At 67.1% G+C, this 25372-nt stretch carries 18 protein-coding genes and 1 pseudogene; 13 read left to right on the plus strand and 6 right to left on the minus strand.

Annotated features, from left to right (window positions below; translation table 11 throughout):
* Positions 1–45 precede the first annotated feature (45 nt).
* Positions 46–1902 carry an alpha/beta hydrolase gene (locus tag PL79_RS33530; RefSeq protein WP_044842936.1) on the minus strand — a complete coding sequence of 619 codons (1857 nt, stop codon included), beginning with the start codon at positions 1900–1902 and terminating at the stop codon, positions 46–48.
* 580 nt (positions 1903–2482) lie between these two features.
* Here PL79_RS33530 and PL79_RS33535 point away from each other — a divergent pair.
* The 8 genes from PL79_RS33535 (at position 2483) to PL79_RS33570 (ending at position 10614) form a co-directional block, all read left to right on the plus strand.
* Positions 2483–3742 (plus strand): oligosaccharide flippase family protein, encoded by a 1260-nt coding sequence (locus PL79_RS33535; RefSeq protein ID WP_044842935.1) that lies wholly within the window; start codon positions 2483–2485, stop codon positions 3740–3742.
* A gap of 504 nt (positions 3743–4246) precedes the next feature.
* Positions 4247–6448 carry a glycoside hydrolase family 3 C-terminal domain-containing protein gene (locus PL79_RS33540; RefSeq protein WP_044843143.1) on the plus strand — a complete coding sequence of 734 codons (2202 nt, stop codon included), beginning with the start codon at positions 4247–4249 and terminating at the stop codon, positions 6446–6448.
* Positions 6449–6847: 399 nt separating this feature from the next.
* Positions 6848–6919: a pyrroloquinoline quinone precursor peptide PqqA gene (gene pqqA / locus PL79_RS33545; RefSeq protein WP_124485082.1), complete on the plus strand. Its 72-nt coding sequence runs from the start codon at positions 6848–6850 to the stop codon at positions 6917–6919.
* Between the two features lie 84 nt (positions 6920–7003).
* Positions 7004–7915 (plus strand): pyrroloquinoline quinone biosynthesis protein PqqB, encoded by a 912-nt coding sequence (gene pqqB, locus PL79_RS33550; protein ID WP_044842934.1) that lies wholly within the window; start codon positions 7004–7006, stop codon positions 7913–7915.
* Between the two features lie 103 nt (positions 7916–8018).
* Positions 8019–8771: a pyrroloquinoline-quinone synthase PqqC gene (pqqC, locus tag PL79_RS33555; protein ID WP_044843142.1), complete on the plus strand. Its 753-nt coding sequence runs from the start codon at positions 8019–8021 to the stop codon at positions 8769–8771.
* Positions 8768–9043, plus strand: a complete 276-nt coding sequence (gene pqqD / locus PL79_RS33560) for a pyrroloquinoline quinone biosynthesis peptide chaperone PqqD (protein ID WP_044842933.1) — start codon at positions 8768–8770, stop codon at positions 9041–9043. Before pqqC ends, pqqD begins: the two co-directional genes overlap by 4 nt.
* Positions 9015–10187 carry a pyrroloquinoline quinone biosynthesis protein PqqE gene (pqqE, locus tag PL79_RS33565; protein WP_044842932.1) on the plus strand — a complete coding sequence of 391 codons (1173 nt, stop codon included), beginning with the start codon at positions 9015–9017 and terminating at the stop codon, positions 10185–10187. Before pqqD ends, pqqE begins: the two co-directional genes overlap by 29 nt.
* Positions 10188–10320: 133 nt before the next feature.
* The gene (locus PL79_RS33570; RefSeq protein WP_044842931.1) at positions 10321–10614 is read left to right on the plus strand and encodes a putative quinol monooxygenase; all 294 of its coding nucleotides are present in this window, start codon (positions 10321–10323) and stop codon (positions 10612–10614) included.
* Positions 10615–10770: 156 nt separating this feature from the next.
* Here PL79_RS33570 and PL79_RS33575 read toward each other — a convergent pair whose 3' ends face one another.
* On the minus strand, positions 10771–11691 hold the full coding sequence (locus PL79_RS33575) for a LysR family transcriptional regulator (RefSeq protein WP_044842930.1): 921 nt from the start codon (positions 11689–11691) through the stop codon (positions 10771–10773).
* Positions 11692–11811: 120 nt separating this feature from the next.
* Positions 11812–12909, minus strand: a complete 1098-nt coding sequence (locus PL79_RS33580; RefSeq protein WP_044842929.1) for a porin — start codon at positions 12907–12909, stop codon at positions 11812–11814.
* A gap of 732 nt (positions 12910–13641) precedes the next feature.
* On the opposite strand from PL79_RS33580, the gene PL79_RS33585 reads away from it, so the two are divergent.
* Positions 13642–14229 carry an IMPACT family protein gene (locus PL79_RS33585; RefSeq protein WP_044842928.1) on the plus strand — a complete coding sequence of 196 codons (588 nt, stop codon included), beginning with the start codon at positions 13642–13644 and terminating at the stop codon, positions 14227–14229.
* 107 nt (positions 14230–14336) lie between these two features.
* Complete coding sequence (locus tag PL79_RS33590; RefSeq protein WP_235879370.1) at positions 14337–14738, plus strand: H-NS histone family protein; 402 nt, start codon at positions 14337–14339, stop codon at positions 14736–14738.
* A 55-nt stretch (positions 14739–14793) separates the two neighbouring features.
* Here the strand turns inward: PL79_RS33590 and ppk2 are convergent, their stop codons facing one another.
* Positions 14794–15744 (minus strand): polyphosphate kinase 2, encoded by a 951-nt coding sequence (gene ppk2, locus PL79_RS33595; protein ID WP_044842926.1) that lies wholly within the window; start codon positions 15742–15744, stop codon positions 14794–14796.
* Between the two features lie 219 nt (positions 15745–15963).
* Positions 15964–16413, minus strand: a complete 450-nt coding sequence (locus tag PL79_RS33600; RefSeq protein WP_044842925.1) for a winged helix-turn-helix transcriptional regulator — start codon at positions 16411–16413, stop codon at positions 15964–15966.
* 336 nt (positions 16414–16749) lie between these two features.
* Between PL79_RS33600 and PL79_RS33605 the strand changes: the two genes are divergently transcribed.
* The gene (locus PL79_RS33605) at positions 16750–17673 is read left to right on the plus strand and encodes an alpha/beta fold hydrolase (RefSeq protein WP_044842924.1); all 924 of its coding nucleotides are present in this window, start codon (positions 16750–16752) and stop codon (positions 17671–17673) included.
* A 124-nt stretch (positions 17674–17797) separates the two neighbouring features.
* Here PL79_RS33605 and ggt read toward each other — a convergent pair whose 3' ends face one another.
* Positions 17798–19519 (minus strand): gamma-glutamyltransferase, encoded by a 1722-nt coding sequence (gene ggt / locus PL79_RS33610; protein ID WP_044842923.1) that lies wholly within the window; start codon positions 19517–19519, stop codon positions 17798–17800.
* Positions 19520–19919: 400 nt separating this feature from the next.
* On the opposite strand from ggt, the gene PL79_RS33615 reads away from it, so the two are divergent.
* Positions 19920–20444, plus strand: coding sequence for a metal-dependent hydrolase (locus PL79_RS33615; RefSeq protein ID WP_044842922.1), 525 nt, complete (start codon positions 19920–19922; stop codon positions 20442–20444).
* Positions 20445–20734: 290 nt separating this feature from the next.
* A pseudogene (locus tag PL79_RS33620) lies at positions 20735–25238 on the plus strand (DEAD/DEAH box helicase).
* The last annotated feature ends 134 nt before the right edge of the window (positions 25239–25372 follow it).

Raw genomic sequence — 25372 nt, forward strand, 5'->3', positions numbered from 1 at the left:
AGGGGATCGCACCCCGATGCGCCGCCGCGTGCGACGCGGCGCGCATCACGACCGGCCAACGGACACGCTCGTGTACGATCGCGCGGCCGCTTCGGGTGCGGCCGGATCGGCGACGCGCGCGACCGGCCGGATCGAGTCGCGACCGAGCGCCTGCATGCACCGGTCGATCACGATGTCCGTGCCCACCGCGCCGTACACCGCATGGTCGACCTGCGGCTCGAGGTACAGACGCACGTGACGCGAGCACCGGAACGCGCGCTCGATTGCACCGAAGTGACGCCGGACATCGTCGATACCGGGATCGAGCGCGCCGTACACCAGCGTCGTCCATACGTTGCGCTGCGCAAGCTCGTGCATCACGCCGCGCGGCGTGCCGATGCCGGGCTTCCAGCCGACGCGTGCTGCAAGCGCCTTCGCCGGCACACTGACCCGCGCGATCGCATTCGCGGCCACCGCCCGCACGATCGGCCGCAGGTCGCGCCGATCCCGCACGAGGCGCTTCCATTTCTGCCAGTCGCGCACCGACAGCCAGTAACCGCGCACCGAGTTGTTCCGCTGCTTCTGCACTGCCTCGAGCGAGAGTCCGGCCGGCCACACGAAGCGGGCGAGATTGATCGCGATCACGCCGCCGAGCGACGGCGTCTTCACGGCCGCATGCAACGCCGCATAGGCGCCGGAACAAATGCCCGCCGCGGCCACCTCGGGGTGACCGAGCGCGCGCAGCCAGTCCGCGGCACCGGCCACGTCGTCGCTCGATCGCGCCGAATACACGACGCCAGACTGGTCGTCCAGCGCGGCGGGCCCGCTATCGCCGACGCCATGCACGTCGATCCGCAGTGTCGTCACGCCGGTGCGTGCCAGCGCACGCGCGAGGCGCACGCTGAAGCGCCCTTCGCCGCTGCGCGGGTTCGTCGACGTGTTCGCGATCACGAGCGCCGGGCCGACCGGATTCGCCGGCCGCGTGTCGGCGGGACGGCACAGCACGCCGACGAGCCGGTCCGGACCGACCGCGACGACCTGCTCGGTCATGTCGTGCAGGTCCAGCGCGACGGCCGACTCGCCATTCCACGCCGAATCCGTTTGCATCGGGGTTTCGGCGCCAGCCGACATACGCGGCGCGCGTTCGGCGATCCAGTTCGCGAGCGTGTCGATCGCCGCGAGCGGCAAGCGCGAGCGCGTGCCGTCCAGCATCGTCGTCGGCCATTCGCGGAATGCATCGCTCGCCACGTCCACACCGCGCTCGAACAGCGCTTCGCGCAATGCCGGCCCGTCGCCCTGATCGGGCTGGATCAGCAGCATCGCGCCAGGCAACGTCGGCGCATCGCGCACGACGTCGCACAGATCGACCGCCTTCAACGCATCGACGAAGTCGTCGGGAAACCGGTGTCCGAGCACGTTCATGCACGGTTCGTCGCGATGCGCGGCGCGGATCGCGGGCGACGTGATATCGAGCCACTGGCGATGCACGAACGACAGCTCGCGCAGGTAGGCGCGACCGCGCACGACCGGCGCCAGCGCCACCAGTGCGTCGACGCGCGGCGCCGGGCGCGGGCCCACGCCCGCGGCGGCCAGCATCGCGAACAACGCGCCCGCGCGGATCCCGACGAGCGTCAGCGTGGTTACGCCAACCTGATCGCGCAACAGGTCGATCGCGTCGTGAATGCTGGCGATGCTCGCGACATACCGACCGGCGTCGCGATCGTCTCCCGCCGAGTCGCCGGTGCACGGGTAGTTGAATCGCAATACCGTGACACCCTCGCGGGCCAGCCGCTCCGCGATCGCCCGCATGAGCTTGTGCGTCCACGATGCCTCGTGACCCAGCGATTCGCACAGGATCACGCCTTGTGTCGTATGTCCTTCGTGCAGCCACCCCACGCAGCTGCCGAACGTTATCGGCTTCAATCGGTACTCCTCGGCTCGGTATTTGTTATCGGATGCGGACACGCGTCCGGCGGCTCCACCGGAATCGGCCACTCCACGGTCATGTGACTGCTCCACGACGCACAGCCTTCACGCAACGGACCTCCGCCGCGCCCCTGCGCAACCCGTCCGCCCTTCGCGATGCGTTGTCCTGCCCCCGCTGCCTGGCGGCGGCAGGTCGCCGGCCCGAGTCATCGTCAAGCCATTTCCTCCGCACACCCAAACAGTCGTTCGATTAGAGCACTCGGCCCGAGCGCCCTTCGGTGCGCCAGCTTACAAATGCATTCATTACCGTGGCGATACAACGAGGCGCCCGCTGTTCCGATTCGCGCCGCGCGTGTGCGCCTAATCCGCGAAAGGTAGGCTCGCGAACACAGTCGTCCCGCTCGCCCCGTATCATGACCGCCATGCGATGTGGCCGTGTCCGGCATCGCCGGACGAAACCGGCGCCAGCCGGAACGGGCCGCGAACCCACGCAGCCGGGTCAGCGCCGACCGGCCGCGCGAGCGCACGGCGGCCCGCACCTCGCCGCCCTGCGACACCCACGGCGCCGACCAAGCGAATGTCAAACCTCAAGAAGAATTTCCTGCTGCTGCTGACGCTGCAGATTTCGATGTATGCGGTGCCGCTGCTGATCGCACCGTTGCTCACGCACGCGCTGGGCCCGGAAGGCTACGGGCAGCTCGCGTTCTCGCTCGCGGTCATCGCGTACCTCACCAACTGCACGAGCTACAGCTTCGACCTGACCGCCACGCCGCGCATCGCGCTCGCGCGCGACGACCGCGCCGAACGCTCCCGCATCTTCTGGGCGACGCTGTATGCGCAGATCGGCATCGCGGTGATCTGTTTCATCGTGCTGGTCGGGCTGATCGTGCTGGTCGGCCGCTTTGGCGAAGACCGCGACCTGCTGCTGATCGGCTTCGGGATGGTGGCCGGCGTGGCGTTCACGCCGGGCTGGTATTTCCAGGGCATGGAGAAGTTGCGCGCGCTGAGCGTGATCCTGTTCGTCGGCCGCATCCTGAGCCTGCCCGCGATGTTCGCGCTCGTGCACAGCCCCGCGGACATCGACCGCGCGATGATCGTCAACGCGGCCGTCCCGACGCTGTCAGCGCTCGTACTGGCCGTCTATCTGTATGCCCAGCGCGAAATCGACTTCGTTCGCGTAGGTTTCGCCGACATCGCCGAATCGCTGAAAGGCGGCTGGCAGGTGTTCCTCGCATCGACGTCGATCGCGTTCTATGCGTCGACCAACACTGTGCTGCTCGGCTTCGTGTCGGGCAACGTCGCGGCCGGCTACTTCGCCGCCGGCGACAAGCTGATCCGCGCGGCGCTCAGCATGCTCCAGCCGCTGAAGGCCGCCACCTATCCTCGCATCAGCTATCTGATGCGGCATGCGCGAAACGACGCGTTCTCGTTCCTGCGCAAGCTGTTCGTCGTGCAGGTCGCGATGGTGCTCGGCATCTCGCTCGCGATCTTCTTCAGCGCGCCGCTCGCCGTGCGCATCCTGTACGGCCCTTCGTACGAACCGACGGTCCAGGTGCTGCGCTGGATGGCCTTCATTCCATTCATGGCCGGGATGACCGATCTCTTCGGTGTGCAGACGATGCTGCCGCTCGGAATGAAGTCCGAATTCACGCGTGTCCTGATGTCATCGGGCATTCTGAATATCGTGCTCGTGCCGGTGCTCGCGAAGTACTTCGCCGAACTGGGCGCCGCCGCCGCCGTGCTGACGGCCGAGGCTGCGGTCGCAGCGGCGCTCGCGACCGTCGTCTATCGTGCCGGGATTCCGCTGCCGGGCAGTCCTGTCGCTCGGCGCGGTTAGCTGGCGCAGCGTCCGTGCTGCCGGTTTTCCCCGAGGCGACCGGAATTCGACGGGGTTCCATTCGATGCACACGCAACGACTCCCCCACACGCCCCGTCGCCAGCACCGATCCGCCTCCCCTCGAAACGACCGCCCGCGGGTACTTCTTACCCTGCTGCACACGCACAATCAGGAACGCTTACCGCCTTTTCCCCGCACCGCACAGCCGCATCGGAAAAAGATCATACGTATCAGTAGAAACACCGATGCTGTAGTCAAACTACATTCGTACGATTGGCCACTGCAGAGAATCGCTACATCCGATTCAGCAGTGTCGGACGGTCCGCGTCGCCGTCCGCGTTGTTCGATCGGGCCCAACCGGCCGTAACGATTCCCCGCCTGGCCTGGCATGCCGACGCGCAACCACCCTGCATCGCCAGCCGAATGCGTCCGGTGCGAATCCACCGGACGTGCGCAGCTCCAGACATCATCCGAACAACCGGCAATACGATCATGGAGAGCAACATGCGGGACAAACACTGGCCGGCCGTCGTGCTGGCAGCGACCCTCTGCACCACCGCCTACGCAGGCAACGCCGATTTCAATTCGCAGGGCGACGCCGCCGACGCATTCGCGTCGTCCGCCGCGCAGCGGCGCGCCGACCTCCTCGTGCGCAAGATGACGCTCGACGAGAAACTGCAGTTCATCCATTCGCAATACGAAATGTCGAAGGTGCCGAACGGCGGTGCCGGCTACATCCAGGGCGTGCCGCGGCTCGGCATTCCCGATCTCAACATGGTCGACTCCGCGACCGGCTCCGGCAGCACGTCGCTCGCGAGCACGACCTTCCCCGCCACGATCGCCGTCGCCGCGAGCTGGGATCGCCGCCTGTCGTACGACTACGGCAAGCAGGTCGCGATCCAGTTGCGCGCGCAAGGGTTCGGCATGGGTCTCGGCGGCGGCACCAACCTCGCGCGCGAGCCGCGCGGCGGCCGGCTGTTCGAGTATCTCGGCGAGGATCCGCTGCTCGCAGGCGACCTGCTCGCGGAGCGCACGCTCGCCACGCAGCGGCAGAAGGTCATCGCGACCATCAAGCACTATGCCGGCAACGAACAGGAGCATGGCCGGATGGGCGGCAACACGCAGATCGACGAACGCACGCTGCGCGAGCTCTACCTGCTGCCGTTCGAGATCGCCGCGAAGCGCGGGCATCCAGGCAGCGTGATGTGCAGCTACAACCGCCTGAACGGCGCGTACGCGTGCGAGAACACGCATCTGCTGAACGACGTGCTGAAGAACGAATGGGGCTTCCAGGGCCAGGTGCAATCCGACTGGGGTGCCACGCACAGCACGGCCGCCGCGATCAACGCCGGGCTCGACGAGGAAGAAGACGTCGGCCCGTCGGTCTACCTGACGCCGGCGGCCGTCAAGCAGGCGATCGCGAACGGCTCGGTATCGACCGCGCGCCTCGACGACATGGTGCGCCGCAAGCTCGCGGTGATGATCCGCGTCGGCGTGATGGACGATCCGGCCAAGGGCGGCGGTACGATCGATTTCGCGGCCGCGAACCGGTTCGCGCAGAGCGTCGCCGAACAGTCGATCGTACTGCTGAAGAACGACGGCAACCAGTTGCCGTTGGCGGCCGCGGCCTTGTCGCGCATCGCGGTGATCGGCGGCCACGCCGACGCGGCCGTGCTGTCGGGCGGCGGCTCGGGCAACACGCGCGATCCGGTCACCGGTTCGTTCGCGGGCTGCGGCGGCCTGACGTTCGGGGCGTCGACCGGCTGCAGCTGGTGGCGCAATCCGTGGCTCAAGGTCGACGTGCCGATCGTCGCGGCGATCCGCGCGCTCGCGCCGGCGGCACAGGTCACGTTCGCGGGCAACAGCGACCAGCAGTCGCCGTTCCGCGCGTACACGCAGCAGGAAATCGACCAGGCCGCGGCGCTCGCGGGCCGCTCGGACGTCGCGATCGTCGTGGTCGCGCAGCCGGCCGGCGAGGATTTCGGCGATCTGCAAAGCCTGAGTCTCGCGAATCCGTCGAATCAGGATGCGCTCGTCGAAGCGGTCGCGCGGGCGAACCCGCACACGATCGTCGTCGTCCAGAGCGGCAATCCGGTGCTGATGCCGTGGAAGGACAACGTGTCGGCAATCGTCGAGGCGTGGTATCCGGGCGAAGGCGGCGGCAAGGCTATCGCGAACGTGCTGTTCGGCGCGGTCAACCCGTCCGGCAAGCTGCCCGTCACGTTCCCGGCGCGCGACCAGGACACGCCGACGTGGGGGCAAGGCGGCGCGTTCGACAACGACCCCGTCTACGCGGAGAAGCTGAACATGGGCTACCGCTGGTACGACGCGCGCAACATCAAGCCGATGTTCGAATTCGGCCACGGGCTGTCGTACACGCACTTCGCGTATTCCGGGTTGTCGGTGTCGCGGCAACGGGACGGCTCGCTGAGCGTCGCGTTTACCGTACGCAACGACGGCCGCGTCGCCGGCGCGGAAACGCCGCAGGTCTATCTCGGCGTGCCGTACAAGGACGAGCCGCCGAAGCGGCTGGTCGGCTGGGAAAAGATCCGGCTGAACCCGGGCGAGGCACGGCATGTCCGCGTGACCGTGTCGCCGCGGATGCAGAGCGTGTGGGATACGTCGCGCAATGGCTGGAAGGTCGTGCCGGGCGGGACGGTGTATGTCGGCGCGTCGTCGCGCGATATCCGGCTGCAGGGTAGCTAGGCAGCCGGCCTGACGATGCCGGTGTCGGGTGGAACGCCGCCCGGCACCCGCGGACAACACGTCGATTCGTGCGATGAATGAGGCGCCACCGGCCGGCAAACAATGCGCAATCGCGGTGTTTCGTTCGCATTGTCGACCAGGTGTCGGCAATGCGTGCGCGATGCGCACATGAATGAAAACCGGGAATGCCATCGATGCCCGGATTGACTTGCTCGTGCGATCCGTTCGGGTAGGATGTGAACGTGCGATTTACCGGACTTCGTACCGGCCGCCCACCGCACGAATGTGATAGCGTAGTGAAGCCGCAGCACGGTCTCGTCGCCGATGTTTGGGGTAGAACATGTCGGCAGGTCCGCGGGCGCGCTTCGTCGTCAGTCGTCATTGCAAAGGAGTTCTCCTATGTGGACCAAACCTGCCTACACTGATCTGCGACTCGGTTTCGAAGTCACGATGTACGTGTCGAATCGCTGATTCGGGCACGCCATCCGGTAAGGAAAGCCTCGGCCTGCCGAGGCTTTTTCTTTGCTTCGCACCCCGGCCCCTCGTCGCACCGTCATGCTCATACACATCCTCGGATCCGCCGCGGGCGGCGGCTTTCCGCAATGGAACTGCAACTGTGCGAACTGCGCGGGTTTTCGCGCGGGCACGATCGACGCGCAGGCCCGCACCCAGTCGTCGATCGCGCTGTCCGACGACGGCGCGAACTGGGTGTTGTGCAACGCGTCCCCCGACATTCGCGCGCAACTGCAAGCCTTCCCGCCGTTGCAGCCGGGCCGTGCGCTGCGCGACACCGGCATCGCCGCCGTCGTGCTGATGGACAGCCAGATCGACCATACCGCCGGCCTGCTCAGCCTGCGCGAAGGCTGTCCGCTGCAGCTGTGGTGTACCGACATGGTCCACCATGACCTCATCAGCGGCTTTCCGCTGTTCAACATGCTCGCGCACTGGAACGGCGGGCTGGTCTGGAACCGCATCGTGCTCGGCGACAGCTTCACCGTGCCGGCCTGCCCGAACCTGCGCTTCACGCCGCTGCCGCTGAGCAGTGCGGCGCCACCCTACTCGCCGCATCGCTTCGATCCGCATCCCGGCGACAACATCGGCCTGCTCGTCGAGGATCGCCGCACCGGCGGCACGTTGTTCCATGCACCCGGGCTCGGCACGGTGGACGACGCGCTGCTGCAACGGATGAACGACGCGGACTGCGTGCTCGTGGACGGCACGCTGTGGGACGACGACGAGATGCTGCGACGCGGCGTCGGTGTACGCACCGGCCGCGAAATGGGTCATCTCGCACTGAACGGTCCGGGCGGCATGCTCGACGTGCTGGCCCGGGTGCCGGGCCCGCGCAAGGTATTGATTCACGTCAACAACACCAATCCGATCCTCGACGAAGGTTCTCCCGAACGCGCGGAATTGCGGCAGCGCGGGATCGAGGTCGCCTTTGACGGGATGGACATCGTGCTATAAAAAACGCATGGTCCCGCTGCCGCGACGCGCATCGTGATGCATACGACGTCGATTGCGGTACGACGCACGCCCTTCCACTGTCCCCAACGTCATGGAACCGTCGATGAGCCAACCCGCTCTCACTCCCGCCCAGTTCGAGCAGGCGCTGCGTGCCAAGGGCGCCTTCTATCACATCCACCACCCGTACCACGTCGCGATGTTCGAAGGCCGCGCGACCCGGGAGCAGATCCAGGGCTGGGTCGCGAACCGCTTCTACTATCAGGTCAGCATTCCGCTGAAGGACGCGGCGATCCTCGCGAATTGCCCGGACCGCGAGGTTCGCCGCCAGTGGGTCCAGCGCCTGATCGATCATGACGGAACCGCCGGCGACGAAGGCGGCATCGAGGCGTGGCTGAGGCTCGGTGAAGCGGTCGGGCTGGACCGCGCGCAGTTGCGCTCGCAGGAACGCGTGCTGCCCGGCGTGCGTTTCGCCGTGGACGCCTACGTGAATTTCGCGCGCCGCGCGAACTGGCAAGAAGCTGCGAGCAGCTCGCTCACCGAGCTGTTTGCGCCACAGATCCACCAGTCGCGCCTCGACACCTGGCCGCGGCACTATCCGTGGATCGATCCGGACGGCTACGCGTATTTCCGCACGCGCCTCGGTCAGGCGCGCCGCGACGTCGAGCACGGGCTCGACATCACGCTGCGGCATTACACGACCTACGAGAGCCAGCAGCGGATGCTGGATATCCTGCAGTTCAAGCTCGACGTGCTGTGGACGATGCTCGACGCGATGTCGATGGCCTACGAACTGCATCGGCCGCCTTATCACACCGTCACCGACCAGCCGGTCTGGCACAAGGGAATCGCACCATGAATTTCGACAGGAATCGCGTGCCGCGCTGGCGGCCGGGTTTTCGCTTCCAGTTCGAGCCGGCCCAGCATGCGCACGTGCTGCTGTACCCCGAAGGCATGGTCAGATTCAACGAAAGCGCGAGTGCGATCGGCGGGCTGATCGATGGCACGCGCACCGTCGCGGACATCGTTGCGCATCTCGAACGGCAATTCCCCGACGTGCCCGAACTCGGTACCGACGTCGAGGATTTCATGGAGACCGCCCGTGCCCAACACTGGATCGAACTCGCGTGAACCGGTGACGCCCGACGCCGCGCGGCCGGCAACCGGATTGCCGCTGTGGCTGCTGGCCGAACTGACGTACCGGTGCCCGCTGCAGTGCCCATACTGCTCGAATCCGCTCGATTTCTCGCGCCAGGGCGCGGAGCTCGACACGGCACAATGGTTCAGGGTCATGGCCGAAGCGCGCGAGATGGGCGCCGTGCAGATCGGCTTCTCGGGCGGCGAACCGCTCGCGCGTCCGGATCTTGCCGCACTGATCGGCGAGGCGCGCCGCCTCGGTTACTACACGAACCTGATCACGTCGGGTATCGGCCTGACCGAGCAGAAGATCGAGGCGTTTCGCCAAGCCGGCCTCGATCACATCCAGATCAGCTTCCAGGCGAGCGACGCGACGGTCAACGACATGCTGGCCGGATCGGAAAAGGCATTCGCCCACAAGCTCGCGATGGCCCGCGCGGTCAAGGCGCACGGCTATCCGATGGTGCTGAACTTCGTCACGCACCGGCACAACATCGACGACATCGACCGCATCATCGAGCTGTGCATCGCGCTCGACGCGGACTACGTCGAGCTCGCGACGTGCCAGTATTACGGATGGGCCTACCTGAACCGTCAGGCGCTGCTCCCCACCCGCGCGCAGCTCGAGCGCGCGGAGCGCATCACGAACGCGTATCGGGCGAAGCTCGCCGCCGCGAACAACCCATGCAGGCTGATCTTCGTCACGCCCGACTACTACGAGGAGCGGCCGAAGCCCTGCATGAGCGGCTGGGGCAGCCTGTTCCTGATCGTCACGCCGGACGGCACCGCACTGCCGTGCCACGGCGCGCGGCAGCTGCCGATCGCCTTTCCGAACGTGCGCGATCACGACCTGCGACACATCTGGTACGAATCGTTCGGCTTCAACCGCTTCCGCGGCGACGACTGGATGCCCGAACCCTGCAGGTCGTGCGACGAGAAGAAGAAGGACTTCGGCGGTTGCCGATGCCAGGCGTATCTGATGACGGGCGACGCAAGCCTCACCGATCCTGTCTGCGGCAAGTCGCCTCATCACGGCCTGATCGAGAAAGCACGCGAGGCCGCGCTCGCGCCGCTGCAACCCATGACGCAACTCGTGTTTCGCAACGTACGCAATTCGCGTGAATTGACGAAGACCTGAACGGCGCCGCGCGCTCGCCGCCGATCGCCGGTGTTTCCTGATTTGGAACGCAATGTTCGCGCATCGCGTCGGGCCGGCTCACTATAATTCGTTCGATCGGATCCGATCGTCAGACCCATTACCGGAGCAGACCATGAACGACCTTCATATCGTCGCCGTGCTGTACGCCAAGGCGGGGCAGGAGGCGCAATTGCGCGAAGACCTGATCGCCCTTGCCGGTCCGTCGCAGAACGAGGAAGGCAATCTGCGCTATGAGGTGCATGTCGACCGCGAAGATCCGCGCCGGTTCGTTTTTGTCGAACATTGGGCTGATCCCGCCCTGCGCGAAAAGCATCACACGCAAGGCGAACACATCCTGAATTTCCACGCCAATGGCGTGAAGAATGTCGAGCGCTCGGAAGTCTTCAAACTGTCTCGCCTCGCCTGATCCTCCCTTCCCGCGCTGACCACCGTTTCATGCGCGTGCGCGCAACGCCGAATATCTCCCGCGCGCCGCGTCATCGCCCCGGATTCAGCGGGGAGCGACGCGGTGTCCGGCAACCCGTGGAATCCGTTTTTTGCGACGTTGCGCACCGCCGGCCCGTCACGCGCCGGCTACCGCCCATGGCGCGGCAGCGAGGCGCTCCGCCAGATAGTCCAGGAACGCGGTCACGCGCAACGGCCGCAAGCTGCTCGGCGGCGTCACGAGATTCACGCCCACCGGATCGATCCGCCACTCGGGCAATACGTCCACCAGTTCGCCTCGCATCAACGCGTCCCTGACGACGAACTCGGGTTGCAACGCGACGCCCCGGCCAGCCAGCAGCGCGGGAACGATCACGTCGGCGCTGTTGCTGCGAATGATGCCGCGCACCGTGACCGCGAACGCGTCTCCGCACGCATGACGGAATTGCCATAACTCGGGCGTCGCCAACCCCGTGTAGACGAGACACGCATGCCGGGCCAGGTCGCGAGGATGCGTCGGTCGCCCCCAACGTTTCAGATAGGCCGGCGAAGCCACCAGTGGATGATTCACCGCGCAGAGCCGGCGCGCCCGCAGCGACGAGTCGGCGAGTTCCGCGATGAGCACCGCCACGTCGAACCCGCCGCCCACCACATCGACGATGCGGTCGGTGACGCAAAGGTCGATCTCCACCTGCGGATAGCGTTCGAGAAAGGCGGGGATCAGCGGCGCGACGTGGCGGCTCGCGAACGACATCGGCACGGCAACGCGCACCAGACCGCGCAGTTCCGTCGCGTGCGACGACGCCTCGTTCTCCGCCGCCGCGGCTTCGCTGAGAATGCGAATCGCTCGCGATTTGGCGATTTCGCCGGCGGCCGTCAGCGAAACCTGACGCGAGTTTCGATAAAAGAGCGCCGTGCCGAGCCGGCGCTCGAGTCGGGAAATGGCTTTCGACACGGTCGGCTGCGAGAGGTCGAGCGCCTCCGCGGCCCTGACGAAAGAGCCCGTTTCGAGCACGTGCGCGAAAATCGCCCACGCCTCGAGGTCAGGAAGTATCTGCATCAGACAGCAAGCCTCCGGTTGGCCGATCCGGCCGGTTCCTGCCGATACCGGTGCCGCGCCCTGCAGCGTTCGCGCTGCATGAGCACCGCCGCCGATACCGGCTGCGCGATGTGCACACCGCTAGAAAAGCGTATGAAGGCCGATGCGGGCAATGGCCTGGTTCGCGCCGGACGACGCGCCATCCGGATCCATCACACCGTTGATTTGCGCCCGGGCACCGCTGCTTGCCCGCTGCCACACACCGGTCGCGTACACCATCGTTCGCTTCGACAGCGTGTACTGCACCGTCGCCGTGACCTGGTGAGCGTGGTCGTTGTCGAGCGCCGCATTGCCCTTCATGTACAGGTAATCCGCGCCGATCCTGACCGGACCGGAGAGTTGCCAGGTACCGCCCGACTCGGCCATCCACACCGAGCCACCGGACGCAGCGTTGTGAACGGTCGTCACCAGCGCGCTCAGGTTCGCCCGTCCGATCCGGTAGTGCGCCCCTGCGCCCCAGTTACGCACACTCGTCGCGACGGAGCCCGGCTGTGCGCCATATTTCTCGTTGGTGTACGCGGCGGCGGCGCCGAACGGTCCGGCCTCGTAGTCGAGACTGGCGCTCACCGTATTGCCCGCGCCGATCGAGCCCGGCACGCCGCCGAACGCATAAAGCGCGCCCGCCTTCAGCCCATGGATGACCGGGCTCACGAACTTGACGGCGTTCGCTACACGCTGACTGCCCGCCATCCGGTCCCAGTCGAACGCGCCGGTCGGGTTGCCGGGCAGCGCGAGCTTGCGAAAGGGTCCGTTGCGCAGGTTGTACAGTCCGGCGACATCGGCCGCCGCGTCGGTGCCGCTGAAGAACAGCGTATCGGCCATGAATTCATACTGGTTGCCGAACGTCAGCGTGCCCAGCCGGTCGTTCTGCACACCGACGTAAGCGGTACGCGCGAACAGGCCATTGCCGATCAGCGCGCCGGTACCCGGTGAAATCTGGCTGACCAGCTGGAAAATGACCTTTGAGCCGCCGCCGCCATCTTCGCTTCCGCGCAAGCCGAGCAGGCTCGGCGTAAAAATCCCGTCGTCGAATTTCGCATTGCCGTGGCCACCTTCGTTACTGACGTAACTCAGTCCCACGTCGAGCGCGCCGAACAACGTGACGCTGCTCTGCGCGCACGCGATCGGCACGTGCGCAACCATCAACAGGGCCGGGACATAGAAACGCTTTCCGAACATGAACCGCCTTCTTCATTGCTTCGCAATCCGAATCACAACGACCGGACCTTCCAATCATCCCGCGCAATGCAGGTACGCACACGCACGCCGCCGTCATACCCGATCGCACGACAGGCGGCGCGCATCGACGGCACGAGTCTAGCGCATGGAATGACGCTTCGACGTTCGGCCTGCGAGAACACAATGTTCTGCATCTCCCGGCTACGCAACGCATCGCGGTTCACCTACACTCGTTCGGTGCATCGGCAGATGCGCCGCCATCCGAGCCGCGATTCGAGCCACGATCCGTGGCCGACGAGAATCGATTGCGCCTGCGATCGCGACACCCTCCGCCGCGCCCGATGCTTCGCGCTCACGTCGAGCCAACCGGCGCACGCGAGGTCGCCACTTGCCAGGCACGGAACCCCTTCTTCCGGATTTTCCGCTTTCGTCCTCCGGAAAGTCCCGACCGCGCTTCACGTCCGATGTTTGAACCCGGGCGAAGCGCTCCGCTGATCGATCGTCACCCGGCGGTCGCGTTCATCGCACGCGTTTTCACGCTCCGGAGCGGCCGGCGCGGCGACCGCGCCGAATCCCTCGACGCGCCACGGTAAAATTCCGTCGTGACCCGTTGCTCATCCCGTTCAGGCGCCCTGCCGGGCTTGACTGCGGCATGCATCGCCTGCCATCAGGAGCGCGCCGCACAGGAGCCCCTATCTCCTTGATTCTTATACATTCACCGTTTCCCGGAACATGACTTACTCGCTTGCCACCCTCTACACCCGGGAACTCGAGATCCGCAAGAGCCGCTTCATCGCGTTCGCGATCCCCGTCGAGGACCGCGATGCCGCGATGCAGGCGCTGCAGCGCCTGCGCGACGAACACCCGGCGGCCACCCACGTGTGCTGGGCCCTGCTCGCCGGCGGCCAGTCCGGCATGTCCGACGACGGCGAACCGTCGGGCACTGCCGGCCGACCGATCCTCGAAGTGCTGCGTCATCACGATCTCGACGGCGTGCTCGGCGCGGTGGTCCGCTACTACGGCGGCGTGAAGCTCGGCGCGGGCGGCCTGGTGCGCGCCTATACCGATGCGATCGCGTCGGCGCTGCTCGATGCCGAGCGCGTCGAACGCATTCGCCACACGCGGTTCGCGATCGAAATCGGCTACCCGGACGAGGCGCGGGTGCGCCGCTGGATCGAGCAGGCGGGTTACGCGCTGGTGGACAGCGCGTACGGGATGACGGTGAAGCTCGTGATCAAGCTGCCGGAAACGGCCGAGGCGGCGGCGAAGACCGAACTGTTCGACCTGACGCAGGGGCGCTCGGGCTTCCCCGACCTGTGAGGATCGGGCAACCCGCCCGGCCTCGTCGCCACGGGTTTCACACAGATTCCCGTGAAAATTCAGATGCGTCCGATAGAAAACCCGCGCGCCGAAACTTAATCTCCTCCGTGTTCCTCGCGACGCGTCCTGCAAACGCCTGGCCGGGCGTGCAGACATGCGGCACACCGCGCGTCGCCAACGATCGCCAACAATCAGAATTCAGCTACGGGGATATCGGACGCATGCAACTGCAAAAACTGCAAGCCCAGCTCGCGGAACTCGATCGACGCATCCGGGCGGCGCGCCGCCATGAACGCCAAGCGGCACTGGTGCAGGTACGCCAGCTCGTGACGGACCATGCGCTGACCGCGCGGGAAATCTTCGGGCAGGGTTACAGCGATCGCGCAAAGCTGTTCACGATGGGCACCAAATATCGCGATCCGGCGACGGGCGCGACCTGGAGCGGCCGCGGCCGTGCGCCCGCCTGGATCGCCGGGCGCGACCGCGCCGCGTTCCTGATCCGGGAGTAACGCGCGCCGCGTTGCACGGCGCGCCTGCGTGGTCGATGCAGTCGACCCGAACCGCTCAATAAACGTCCGGGACGATCATGCTGTCCGGCGTCGGACGGCGAATGTAGTCCTCGTGATGCTCGCGCTGCGGCAGATCGATCGTCGGCCGCGGCACCTCGTGATACGGCACCTGGGTCAGCAGGTGATGGATGCAGTTCAGGCGCGCGCGCTTCTTGTCGACCGCCTGCACGACCCACCACGGCGCCTCGGGGATGTGCGTGCGCAGCATCATCTCTTCCTTCGCGGCCGTATACGCTTCCCAGCGGCGGCGGCTCTCGAGATCCATCGGGCTCAGCTTCCACTGCTTCAGCGGATCCTCGATCCGGCTCTGGAAGCGCAGCTCCTGCTCGTGGTCGGTGATCGAGAACCAGTACTTGACGATCTGGATCCCGCTGCGCACGAGCATTTTCTCGAACTCGGGTACCGAGCGGAAAAACTCCTCGTATTCGTCGTCGGTGCAGAAATTCATCACGCGCTCGACGCCTGCGCGGTTGTACCAGCTGCGATCGAACAGCACGATCTCGCCGCCGGCCGGCAGATGCGCGACATAGCGCTGGAAATACCATTGCGTGCGTTCGCGATTGTTCGGTGCCGGCAGCGCCGCCACGCGGCACACGCGCGGATTCAGGCGCTGCGTGATGCGCTTGATCGCACCGCCCTTGCCTGCCGCGTCGCGCCCCTCGAAAATCACGACGAGCCGGTGCCCCGTGCTCACGACCCAGTCCTGCAGCTTCACGAGTTCGCCCTGCAGCCGGAACAGCTCGCGGAAATACTGCTTGCGCGCTTCGCGGCGCTCCGGCGAGAACAGCAGATCCTCGTCGTTGTCGAAGCGGCGGTCGTCGAGCTCCATTTCGAGTTCTTCGTCGTACGCGTCGACGAGGTCTTCCTCAAAACGGCGCTGGCGCGATTCGAGCGATGCCGTATCGGTGAAGTCGTCGGTCTCGGTGCGGGTATCGTTATCGCCCATGGGGCCTCCTTCCTTCAATTGACGCAGCCAAACACCGCCATTATCCCAGCGTCTCGCGTCAAATTGATGAAAAAGGGGTCGATCCGCCCCTCAGAAGCGGAATCCGGGCCGCCGCGCGCTCGCCGAGATCGTACGCGAACGCAATCGAACCGCTCCCGAGCGGATCGGGCACGCACATGCGCCGCTGGCGCGGTGACGCCCGCCCGCTCTGGCGATGCGTCAACCGGGCGGCGGCAGCACGACCGTGTCCTCGGGCCCGAGCACGCGGCCGTCCTGCGAGCGAAGCTCCAGTTTCCTGACGGGCAAGCCGGTCTTGCGGTCGACGAGAAGCACGTGCGCCTCGTCCGGCTCGAAGAAGAAATCCTCGCCCCACTGCCGCAGCGCGACGAGCAGCGGAAACAGGCCTCGCCCCTTTTCGGTCAGTACGTATTCGTGATGCGCGCCGCCGTCCGCGGCCGGCACCATGTCCATGATTCCGTGCGCGACGAGGTTGCGCAAACGCGCGGCGAGGATGTTCTTCGCCAGGCCGAGATTTTTCTGGAATTCGCCGAAACGGCGCAGCCCGTCGAATGCGTCGCGGACGATCAGCAGCGACCACCAGTCGCCAATCGCATCCAGCGGGCGGGCAACGCCGCAAAAGGAATCTTCGTGGGTGGTTCGTCTGGTCATCGATGGAAGTCGAACGGCGGATGGTGCCATGGGCAATGAAGGTTTCAATATAAAACCAACAATACTGAAAATCAATCGCCGTGCGTCCATTGTTCGAGGAGCACGAACGAAACTGCGTTCCTCATCGAAATTGGTTAGTCGGGGTTAGTCGGCTCATTCATTTCGATGCCGAAAAATTGCCGAATTTCCGATTTTTCCTACCTGAAGTCATCCCGTCGTCGAGGCGTTCGATCGTGTCCTGATCATTCATTCAGTTGCAACTTGAAACCTCATGTCATACGCTTCAAATAGTTTCAACATGAAACCACTATCCACGACCATACGAAGGAGCGCTCGATGATTCCGTCCGATGCCACGTTCGACGGCACCTTTCCATTCGCCCCGCGCTTCAGCGACGCACCCGGTTTCCGGATGCACTACGTGGATGAAGGCCCGCGCGACGGCGAAACCGTTCTGTGCCTGCATGGCGAGCCCACCTGGGGTTACCTGTTCCGTCACCTGATCGCGGCGCTGAGCCCGACGCACCGCATCGTCGTGCCCGACCACATGGGATTCGGCAAAAGCGCGACGCCGCAGGATCGCAGCTACGGGTTGCAGGACCATATCGACAACCTGGAGCGCTTCGTTCTCGCGCTTGGCCTCGAGCGCTTGACGCTCGTGATGCACGACTTCGGCGGCCCGGTCGGCATGGGGCTCGCCGCGCGGCACCCTGACCGGATCCGGCGCATCGTGTCGGCGAACGGGCCGACGCCGTTCGGCCAGCCCGATCTGGTCGAGCGCGTGACCGCGAACGGTCGCGACGCACCGTGGTTCCAGTGGATCGTGCGCGCGGCAACGGACGGCTCGCTCGAAACCGTGCTCGGCCAGCTCGGCTTCAATATCCTGAGCACGCTGAAGCTGAACGGCTTCGAGAATCACGCCATCGTCACCGAGACATGGATTGCCGCGTACGGCGCGCCGTTCGCGCGGCCGGCCGATTGCCTGGGCGCAATCGGATGGGCGCGCGGATTTGCCGACGGCACGCATCGATTCGAGGAGCCCGATGCGGCAGCGAGACGCGCGATACGCGACAAGCCCGCGCTCGCGATCTGGGGAGACGCCGACCGCACCCTCGGCGCCGAGCACTTCCTGCCGCTGTTCACTGCGCTGTTTCCGTCGGCGCCCGTCGAGCGGCTGGCCGGCGTCGGGCACTATTGCTTCGAGGATGCGCCCGACGCGGTGACCGACCGGATCGCCGGATTCATCCGCGCCACCGCCTGAGCGCGTTGCACCGCACGCGCGAGCGCTCCGACGCGGCTGCCCGCCCGGCACCGGACTGCATGCCGGCCGCGCAACCGCGTGCGCGACCGCTTTCGCGCACGCGCCACTCACCCGCTACTCGACGTCACCGAATGATCCGCGTGACCCCGCGCCCACGCGGATCGGCCATCGCCTCCGGCGTCCTGCCGTCGATCTTGATCACCTGGATGTCGCCGCTGAAGTCCTGCCCCGTCAGCGTGTAGCCGCGGGCCTCGATCTGTTTCGCGAGTTCGCCTTCGATCGGGTGGTACGGCTCCCAGAAGATCGTGTTCGGCGGCAGCAGCTGATGGTGGAAACGCATCGCGCCGACGGCCTCCTTCAACGGCATCCTGAAGTCGTAGATGTTGTTGATCACCTGGAAGATCGACGTGAAGATCCGCGAACCGCCCGGCGTGCCGATCACGAGCGACACCTTGCCGTCCTTCGTCATGATCGTCGGCGACATCGACGACAGCGGACGCTTCTTCGGCTCGATCGCGTTCGCGTCGCTGCCGACCACGCCGAACATGTTCGCGACACCCGGCTTCGCGGAGAAGTCGTCCATCTCGTCGTTCAGCACGATCCCGGTGCCGTCGGCGATCACGCCCGACCCGAAATAGCCGTTGATCGTGTACGTGTTCGACACCGCGTTGCCCCACTTGTCGACGACCGAGAAGTGCGTCGTCTCCGCTTTCTCCGGCATCGACGTGCCGAGGCCCGGCTGCACGCTCTTGGTGTCGGCGATCTGCGTCGGGCTCACTTCGGCTGCGCGCCTCGCGATGTACGCGTCGTCGGTCAGCTGCGCGATCGGCACCTTGTAGAAGTCGGGGTCACCGAGGTATTGCGCACGATCCGCGAACACGCGCTTCTCGATTTCCGCGACGAGGTGGATGTATTGCGGCGAGTTGAGCTTCACGCCCTCGAACTCCTGCTTGAGGTCCGCCTTCATCTTCAGCAGCTGCACGAGGCCGATGCCGCCCGAGCTCGGCGGCGGCGCGGTGATCACGTCATAGCCGTTCCACTTCGCCTGCACCGGCTGGCGCCACACCGCGCGGTATTGCGCGAGATCCTCGGTGGTGATCAGCCCGTTGCCGTCGCCGGTCTTCATCGACGCGGCGATCAGCTCGGCCGTCTTGCCCTTGTAGAACCCTTCCGCGCCGCCATCCGCAATGCGCGTGAGCACCGCCGCGAGATCGGGCTGCTTGAAGTTCGTGCCGGCCTTCATCGACGCGAAGTACTTGTCGAAGTTGGTCTTGCCGCCGAACTCCTTCGACGCGTCGACGCCGCGCTGCGCCAGCTGCTCGTCGACGACGAAGCCGTCGCGCGCATAGTGGATCGCCGGCGCGAGCACCTGCTTCCACTTCAGCTTGCCGAAACGCTTCTGCGCTTCCCACATGCCGGCGACCGTACCCGGCACGCCGGCCGCGCGCGGGCCGTACAGGCTCATGCCCTTGACGACGTTGCCGTCCTTGTCGAGATACATGTCCTTCGTCGCGGCGAGCGGCGCGCGCTCGCGGTAATCGATGAAGTACGGCTTGCCGTCCTTGTAGATCGTCATGAAGCCGCCGCCGCCGATGTTGCCGGCTTCAGGGTACGTGACGGCGAGCGTGAACGCGATCGCGACGGCCGCGTCGATCGCGTTGCCGCCTTCCTTGAAGATCCGCTCGGCGGCGTCCGCGCTGTACTTGTCGGCCACCGCGACCGCCGAGCTCGTCAGGACCGCCGGCTGCGGCCCTTTCGCGTAGGCCGGCGTGTTCGGCAGGAAGCCGATGCCGGCCATCGTCGCGAGCACGACGGCGGATGATTTGAAGCGATTCAGCGTAGTCATTGCATGTCCCCCATGTAGGTCTCCGGCGGGCTGGAAATAGCCCCTGATCCGCTTATAGCCGCTGGCGCACGGTCAGCCCTATGCCGGTTTCGTAGTGAATCGGGGAATGCGGCCGGAAAACTCGCCGCACACTACGAATTGCCGTGGATCGTGTGCGGTCGGTCACACGGCGGAGCAAAAAATGAGCCGGCGGATCAGTCGAAATGGCATGCGGCGGATTCGCAGCGCACCCGCGCGATCGGAAATCACGGCACGCGCCGCTTGCGCGGCTCCGGCACATGTAAAAAAATGCGATCGAACCGCCCGCTGAGCAGGCCGATCTGAGAAGATAGCGCCCCGCTTTCACGCCCGATCGTTCCCGCTCGCCGCGGCCGCTTCACGCTTCTTCGTCTCGTTTCCTATGGCATCACACAATGCGCATCACGCGTCCGGCTTCGCGGCCGGCGTCGCCGCCGCCGTCCTCGTCGCGCAAACCGGCGCGACCGGCCCCTGGCACGCGGGCCTGCTCGCCGCGTTCGCGGCCGGCGTCGCGGGCGGCACCGCGCCCGACTGGCTCGAAGTCGCGTGGTGGACCCGCAAGCGCCGCTTGTGGATCACGCACCGCACCATCACGCACTGGGGCATCGGCTGGATCGCGCTGCTTGCGCTGGGCTGGCACGGCCTCACGCATCATCCGCATCCGCTGTGGGCCGCGCCGCTGTTCGGCTTCGCGTGCGGCGGCGTGATGCACCTGCTCGCCGACTGGCCGAATCCGCTCGGCGTGCCGTGGATCTGGCGGCGCCATTCGCTGAACCTGTGGAACAGCGGACATTGCGACCTGATCGTCGTGGCCGCCGCCTGGGGCGGCACGCTGTGGCTCGCGCAATCGCTGTGGACGCGCGCGCCGTTCCTCGAACACTGGCTCGGCTGGCTGCATCGCGTGTAGTGACACGTCGTAGCGCATAGTCGCGCGCCGATACATGTCGTCACGCCTCGTGCTCCGCACCCGCCCGGCGCGCGTCGAACCCGACGTCCTTCTCTCCCCCATCCGGCACCCGTGAACGAGCAGGTGCCGCTGCGCGCGCACGCCCGTTGAAATGCCGGCGCCGCGCCTCATCTGAATCTCCGGCGCGCGCGTTCCCCCGCGCGCGGTGCCCGGCACGCGCACGCGACGTCTGGCACACTGACGATTCGCGCGCGGCCGCCCGCGCGCTCGCACCCCATTTCAACGCTCCGATGGACGTCACAGCCACCCGCCCCGCCCACGCGCTCGACGTGTTCCACCCGGCCGTCGCCGCGTGGTTCCGCCGCACGTTTGCCGCGCCGACCGGCGCGCAGGCACTCGCATGGCCGCACATCAAGGCCGGCCGGTCGACGCTCGTCGCCGCACCGACCGGCTCCGGCAAAACGCTCACCGCGTTCCTGTGCGCGCTCGACGACCTCGTGCGCGATGCGCTCGCGCACGACGGCGCGCTGCCCGACGCGACGCTCGTCGTCTATGTGTCGCCGCTGAAGGCGCTGTCGAACGACATCCACGTGAACCTCGACGCGCCGCTCGCCGGCATCGCCGACTCGCTCGCGCAGCTCGGCCTGCCGGTGCCGGCGATCCGCACCGCCGTGCGCACCGGCGACACCACGCAGGCCGAACGCGCGGCGCTGCGCAAGCGCGCGCCGCACATCCTCGTGACGACGCCCGAGTCGCTGTACGTGCTGCTGTCGTCCACGTCGGGGCGGCAAATGCTGTCGAACGTGCGTTCGGTGATCGTCGACGAGATCCACGCGCTTGCGTCGTCCAAGCGCGGCAGCCATCTCACGTTGTCGCTCGAACGCCTCGACGCGTTGACGGGTCGCGCGTTGCCGCGCATCGGGTTGTCGGCCACGCAGAAACCGATCGACGCGGTCGCGCGCTTCCTGGTCGGCGGCCCGGCCGATGCGCCGCGCGACTGCACGATCGTCGACACCGGTCACACGCGCGAACGCGACCTCGCGCTCGAACTGCCGAACGTGCCGCTCGAGCCGGTGATGGCGACCGACGTGTGGGAACAGGTGTACGACCGGATCGCCGCGCTTGCCGCCACGCATCGCACGACGCTCGTGTTCGTGAACACGCGGCGCACCGCGGAACGCATGGCGCGCCATCTCGCCGACCGTCTCGGCAAGGACGCGATCGCCGCCCACCACGGCAGTCTCGCGAAGGAGCATCGCTTCGACGCCGAACAGCGGCTCAAGCGCGGCGAGCTGAAGCTGCTCGTCGCGACCGCGTCGCTCGAACTCGGCATCGACATCGGCGACGTCGATCTCGTGTGCCAGGTCGGTTCGCCGCGCGGGATCGCACCGTTCTTGCAGCGCGTCGGCCGCTCGGGGCACCATGTCGGCGGCGTGCCGAAGGGCCGCCTGTTCCCGCTGTCGCGCGACGAGTTGGTCGAATGCGCGGCGCTGCTCGATTGCGTGCAACGCGGCGAGCTCGACGCGTTGCGGATTCCCGAGGCACCGCTCGACGTGCTCGCGCAGCAGATCGTCGCCGAAGTCGCCTGCGCGGAATGGCAGGAGGACGCGCTGTACGCGAGCTTCACGCGCGCGGCGCCCTACGCGCGCCTGTCGCGCGAACGCTTCGACGACGTGATGAAGATGCTCGCCGAAGGCTTCACGAGCCGCCGCGGCGTGCGCGGTGCGTACCTGCATCGCGACGTGGTCGGCGGCACGGTGCGCGGGCGCCGCAACGCGATGATGACCGCGACGACGTCGGGCGGCACGATTCCCGACATGGCCGACTACGCGGTGCTGCTCGAACCGCAGGGTATCCAGGTCGGCACCGTCAACGAGGATTTCGCGGTCGAGAGCCTCGCGGGCGACGTGTTCCAGCTCGGCAATCAGTCGTACCGGATCATTCGCGTGGAAACCGGCCGTGTGCGCGTCGAGGACGCGCAAGGTCAAGCGCCGGGCATTCCGTTCTGGCTCGGCGAGGGGCTCGGGCGCAGCGACGAGCTGTCGGCGGCGGTCGGCCGGCTGCGGGCGCGGCTCGACGGGCTGTTCGCCGAAGGCGACCGGCACACGGCGGCGGCCGAACCGAAGCGCGCAGGCGGCGACACGGCTGGCAAGTCGGGCACGCGCGGCAAAACCAGGAAGGCGGCCGAAGCCGACACCGCGACCGATTCGCGAAGCGATCCCGCCGGCACCGCGATCGCCCCGCCCGCAAGCCGTCTCGCGCCGGCGCTGCGCTGGCTCGTCGACGATCTCCGCCTGTCGCCCGATGCGGCCCGCCAGATCGCCGACTACCTCGCGCGCACGCGCGCGGCGCTCGGCGCCCTGCCGACGCAGGACACGCTCGTGATGGAGCGCTTCTTCGACGAATCGGGCGGCACGCAGTTGGTGATCCATTCGCCGTTCGGCAGCCGTATCAACCGCGCGTGGGGGCTCGCGCTGCGCAAGCGCTTCTGCCGCACGTTCAACTTCGAGCTGCAGGCCGCCGCGACCGACGACGCGATCATTCTTTCGCTGTCGCTCGCGCACAGCTTCGCGCTCGACGAAGTGTGGCGCTACCTGCGCTCGGCGAGCGCCGAGCACGTGCTGGTGCAGGCGCTGCTCGACGCGCCGATGTTCGGCGTGCGCTGGCGCTGGAACGCGACGACCTCGCTCGCGCTGCCGCGCTTCACCGGCGGCCGGCGCACCGCGCCGCAACTGCAGCGGATGAAGAGCGACGACCTGCTCGCGACCGTGTTCCCCGACCAGGTCGCGTGCGTCGAGAACGTCGTCGGCGAACGCGAGATTCCGCACCATCCGCTCGTCGACCAGACGCTCGACGATTGCCTGCACGACGCGATGGATACCGACGGCTGGCTCGCGCTGCTGCGCCGGATCGAAAGCGGCGCGATCGAACTGATCGCGCGCGACCTGCCCGCGCCGTCGCCGCTCGCGGCCGAGATCCTGAACGCGAAGCCCTATGCATTCCTCGACGATGCGCCGCTCGAGGAGCGCCGCACGCAGGCCGTGCAGTCGCGCCGCTGGAGCGATCCCGAATCGGCCGACGATCTCGGCGCGCTCGACGCCGATGCCATCGATGCGGTGCGCGACGAAGCGTGGCCGCTCGTACGCGATGCCGACGAAATGCACGACGCCCTGCTCACGCTCGCGTGCGTCGCCGACGGCGAAGCGCACGCGCACGAAGGCTGGCCCGAACGGCTCGCGGAACTGGCCGAGCGCCGTCGTGCGACGCAACTCGTCACGCCGGACGGCGCCGTGCTGTGGGTGCCGGTCGAACGGCTGGTCTGCATGCGCGCGCTGCATCCCGACGCACGCGTCGCGCCCGCGCTGAAGGTGCCGGCCGCGTGCGCGCAACCCTGGGAAGCCGATGCCGCGCTCGTCGACGTGATCCGCGCGCGGCTCACCGGCTTCGGGCCATCGACGCTCGACGCCATCGCGCGGCCGCTCGGCCTGCCGTCCACGGCGATCGCGACCGCGCTCGCCGCACTGGAGCGCGAAGGCTACGTGATGCATGGCCGCTTCACGCCGGGCGCCACGACCGACGAATGGTGCGAACGCCACCTGCTCGCGCGCATTCATCGCTACACGGTCAAGCGGCTGCGCCGCGAGATCGAACCGGTCGAGCGCGCCGATTTCATGCGCTTCCTGTTCCACTGGCAGCACCTGACGCCCGATACGCGCGGCACGGGCCGCGACGCGCTCGCGGCCGTCGTCGAGCAGCTCGAAGGCTACGAAGCCGCGGCAAGCGCATGGGAAGACGCGCTGCTGCCCGCGCGCCTGACCGACTACACGGCCGGCGGCCTCGACGAGCTGTGCCGCTCGGGCAAACTCGTGTGGACCCGCATCGGCGCGCCGGCGCGCGCGGCCGGCACGCCCGTGAAAACGACGCCGGTCGTGCTGCTGCCGCGCCGCCACCTCGGCGCATGGCAGGCGCTGCGCGATCCGGACGCGCAGCCGGCGCTGTCGGCGCGTGCGACGCAGGTGCGCGATGCACTTGCCGCACACGGCGCGATGTTCTTCGACGCGCTGCTCGACGAACTGCACATGCTGCCGGTCGAACTCGAGCAGGCGCTCGGCGAACTCGTGTCGGCCGGCCTCGTGAACGCAGACAGCTTCGCCGGGTTGCGCGCGCTGTTGAAGCCCGCGGTCAAGCGCAGCGCGACCTATGCGCCGCGCACGCGGCGCGGTGGCGCACTGATCGGCGGGATGGACGACGCCGGCCGCTGGGCGCTCGTGCAACGCATGTCGGCGCCGGACGATGCGCCAACCCCGGCACCGAAGCGCGGTGCGCCCGCGACCGATCCCGATGCGCTCGAACACATCGCGTGGACGCTGCTGCGCCGCTATGGCGTGGTGTTCTGGCGGCTGCTCGAACGCGAAGCCGACTGGCTGCCGAGCTGGCGCGAACTCGTGCGGGTGCTGCAACGTCTCGAAGCCCGCGGCGAGATTCGCGGCGGCCGCTTCGTCGCGGGGCTCGCGGGCGAGCAGTTCGCGCTGCCGGAAGCGATCCCGGTCCTGCGCGAGCTGCGTCGTCAACCGGGCGACGGCCAGTACGTGTGCGTGACGGGCGCCGATCCGCTGAACCTTGCCGGCACGCTGCTGCCCGGCGACAAGGTGCCCGCGCTGGCCGGCAATCGCGTGCTGTTCCGCGACGGCGTGCCGGTCGCGTCGCTCGTGGCGGGCACGTTCCATTACGCGCCCGAGCTGCCGCCTGCGCGCGCCCGAGGATGCGCGCCTGCGGCTCGCACGCCGCCACTGACTCCTGACATCGGCTGACACACGGCACATCGCGCGACTACTGAACGCCGCGCGGCAGCACCGCGTACGTTCGGGTAGCATCGAACGATTCATTGCGCGCCCGAGCGTGCCCATAACGAGCCTTCAGGAGACTGC

Origin of the sequence: Burkholderia sp. USMB20, from assembly GCF_000949135.2 — a bacterium.
In the GTDB taxonomy this organism is placed as follows: Bacteria; Pseudomonadota; Gammaproteobacteria; order Burkholderiales; family Burkholderiaceae; genus Burkholderia.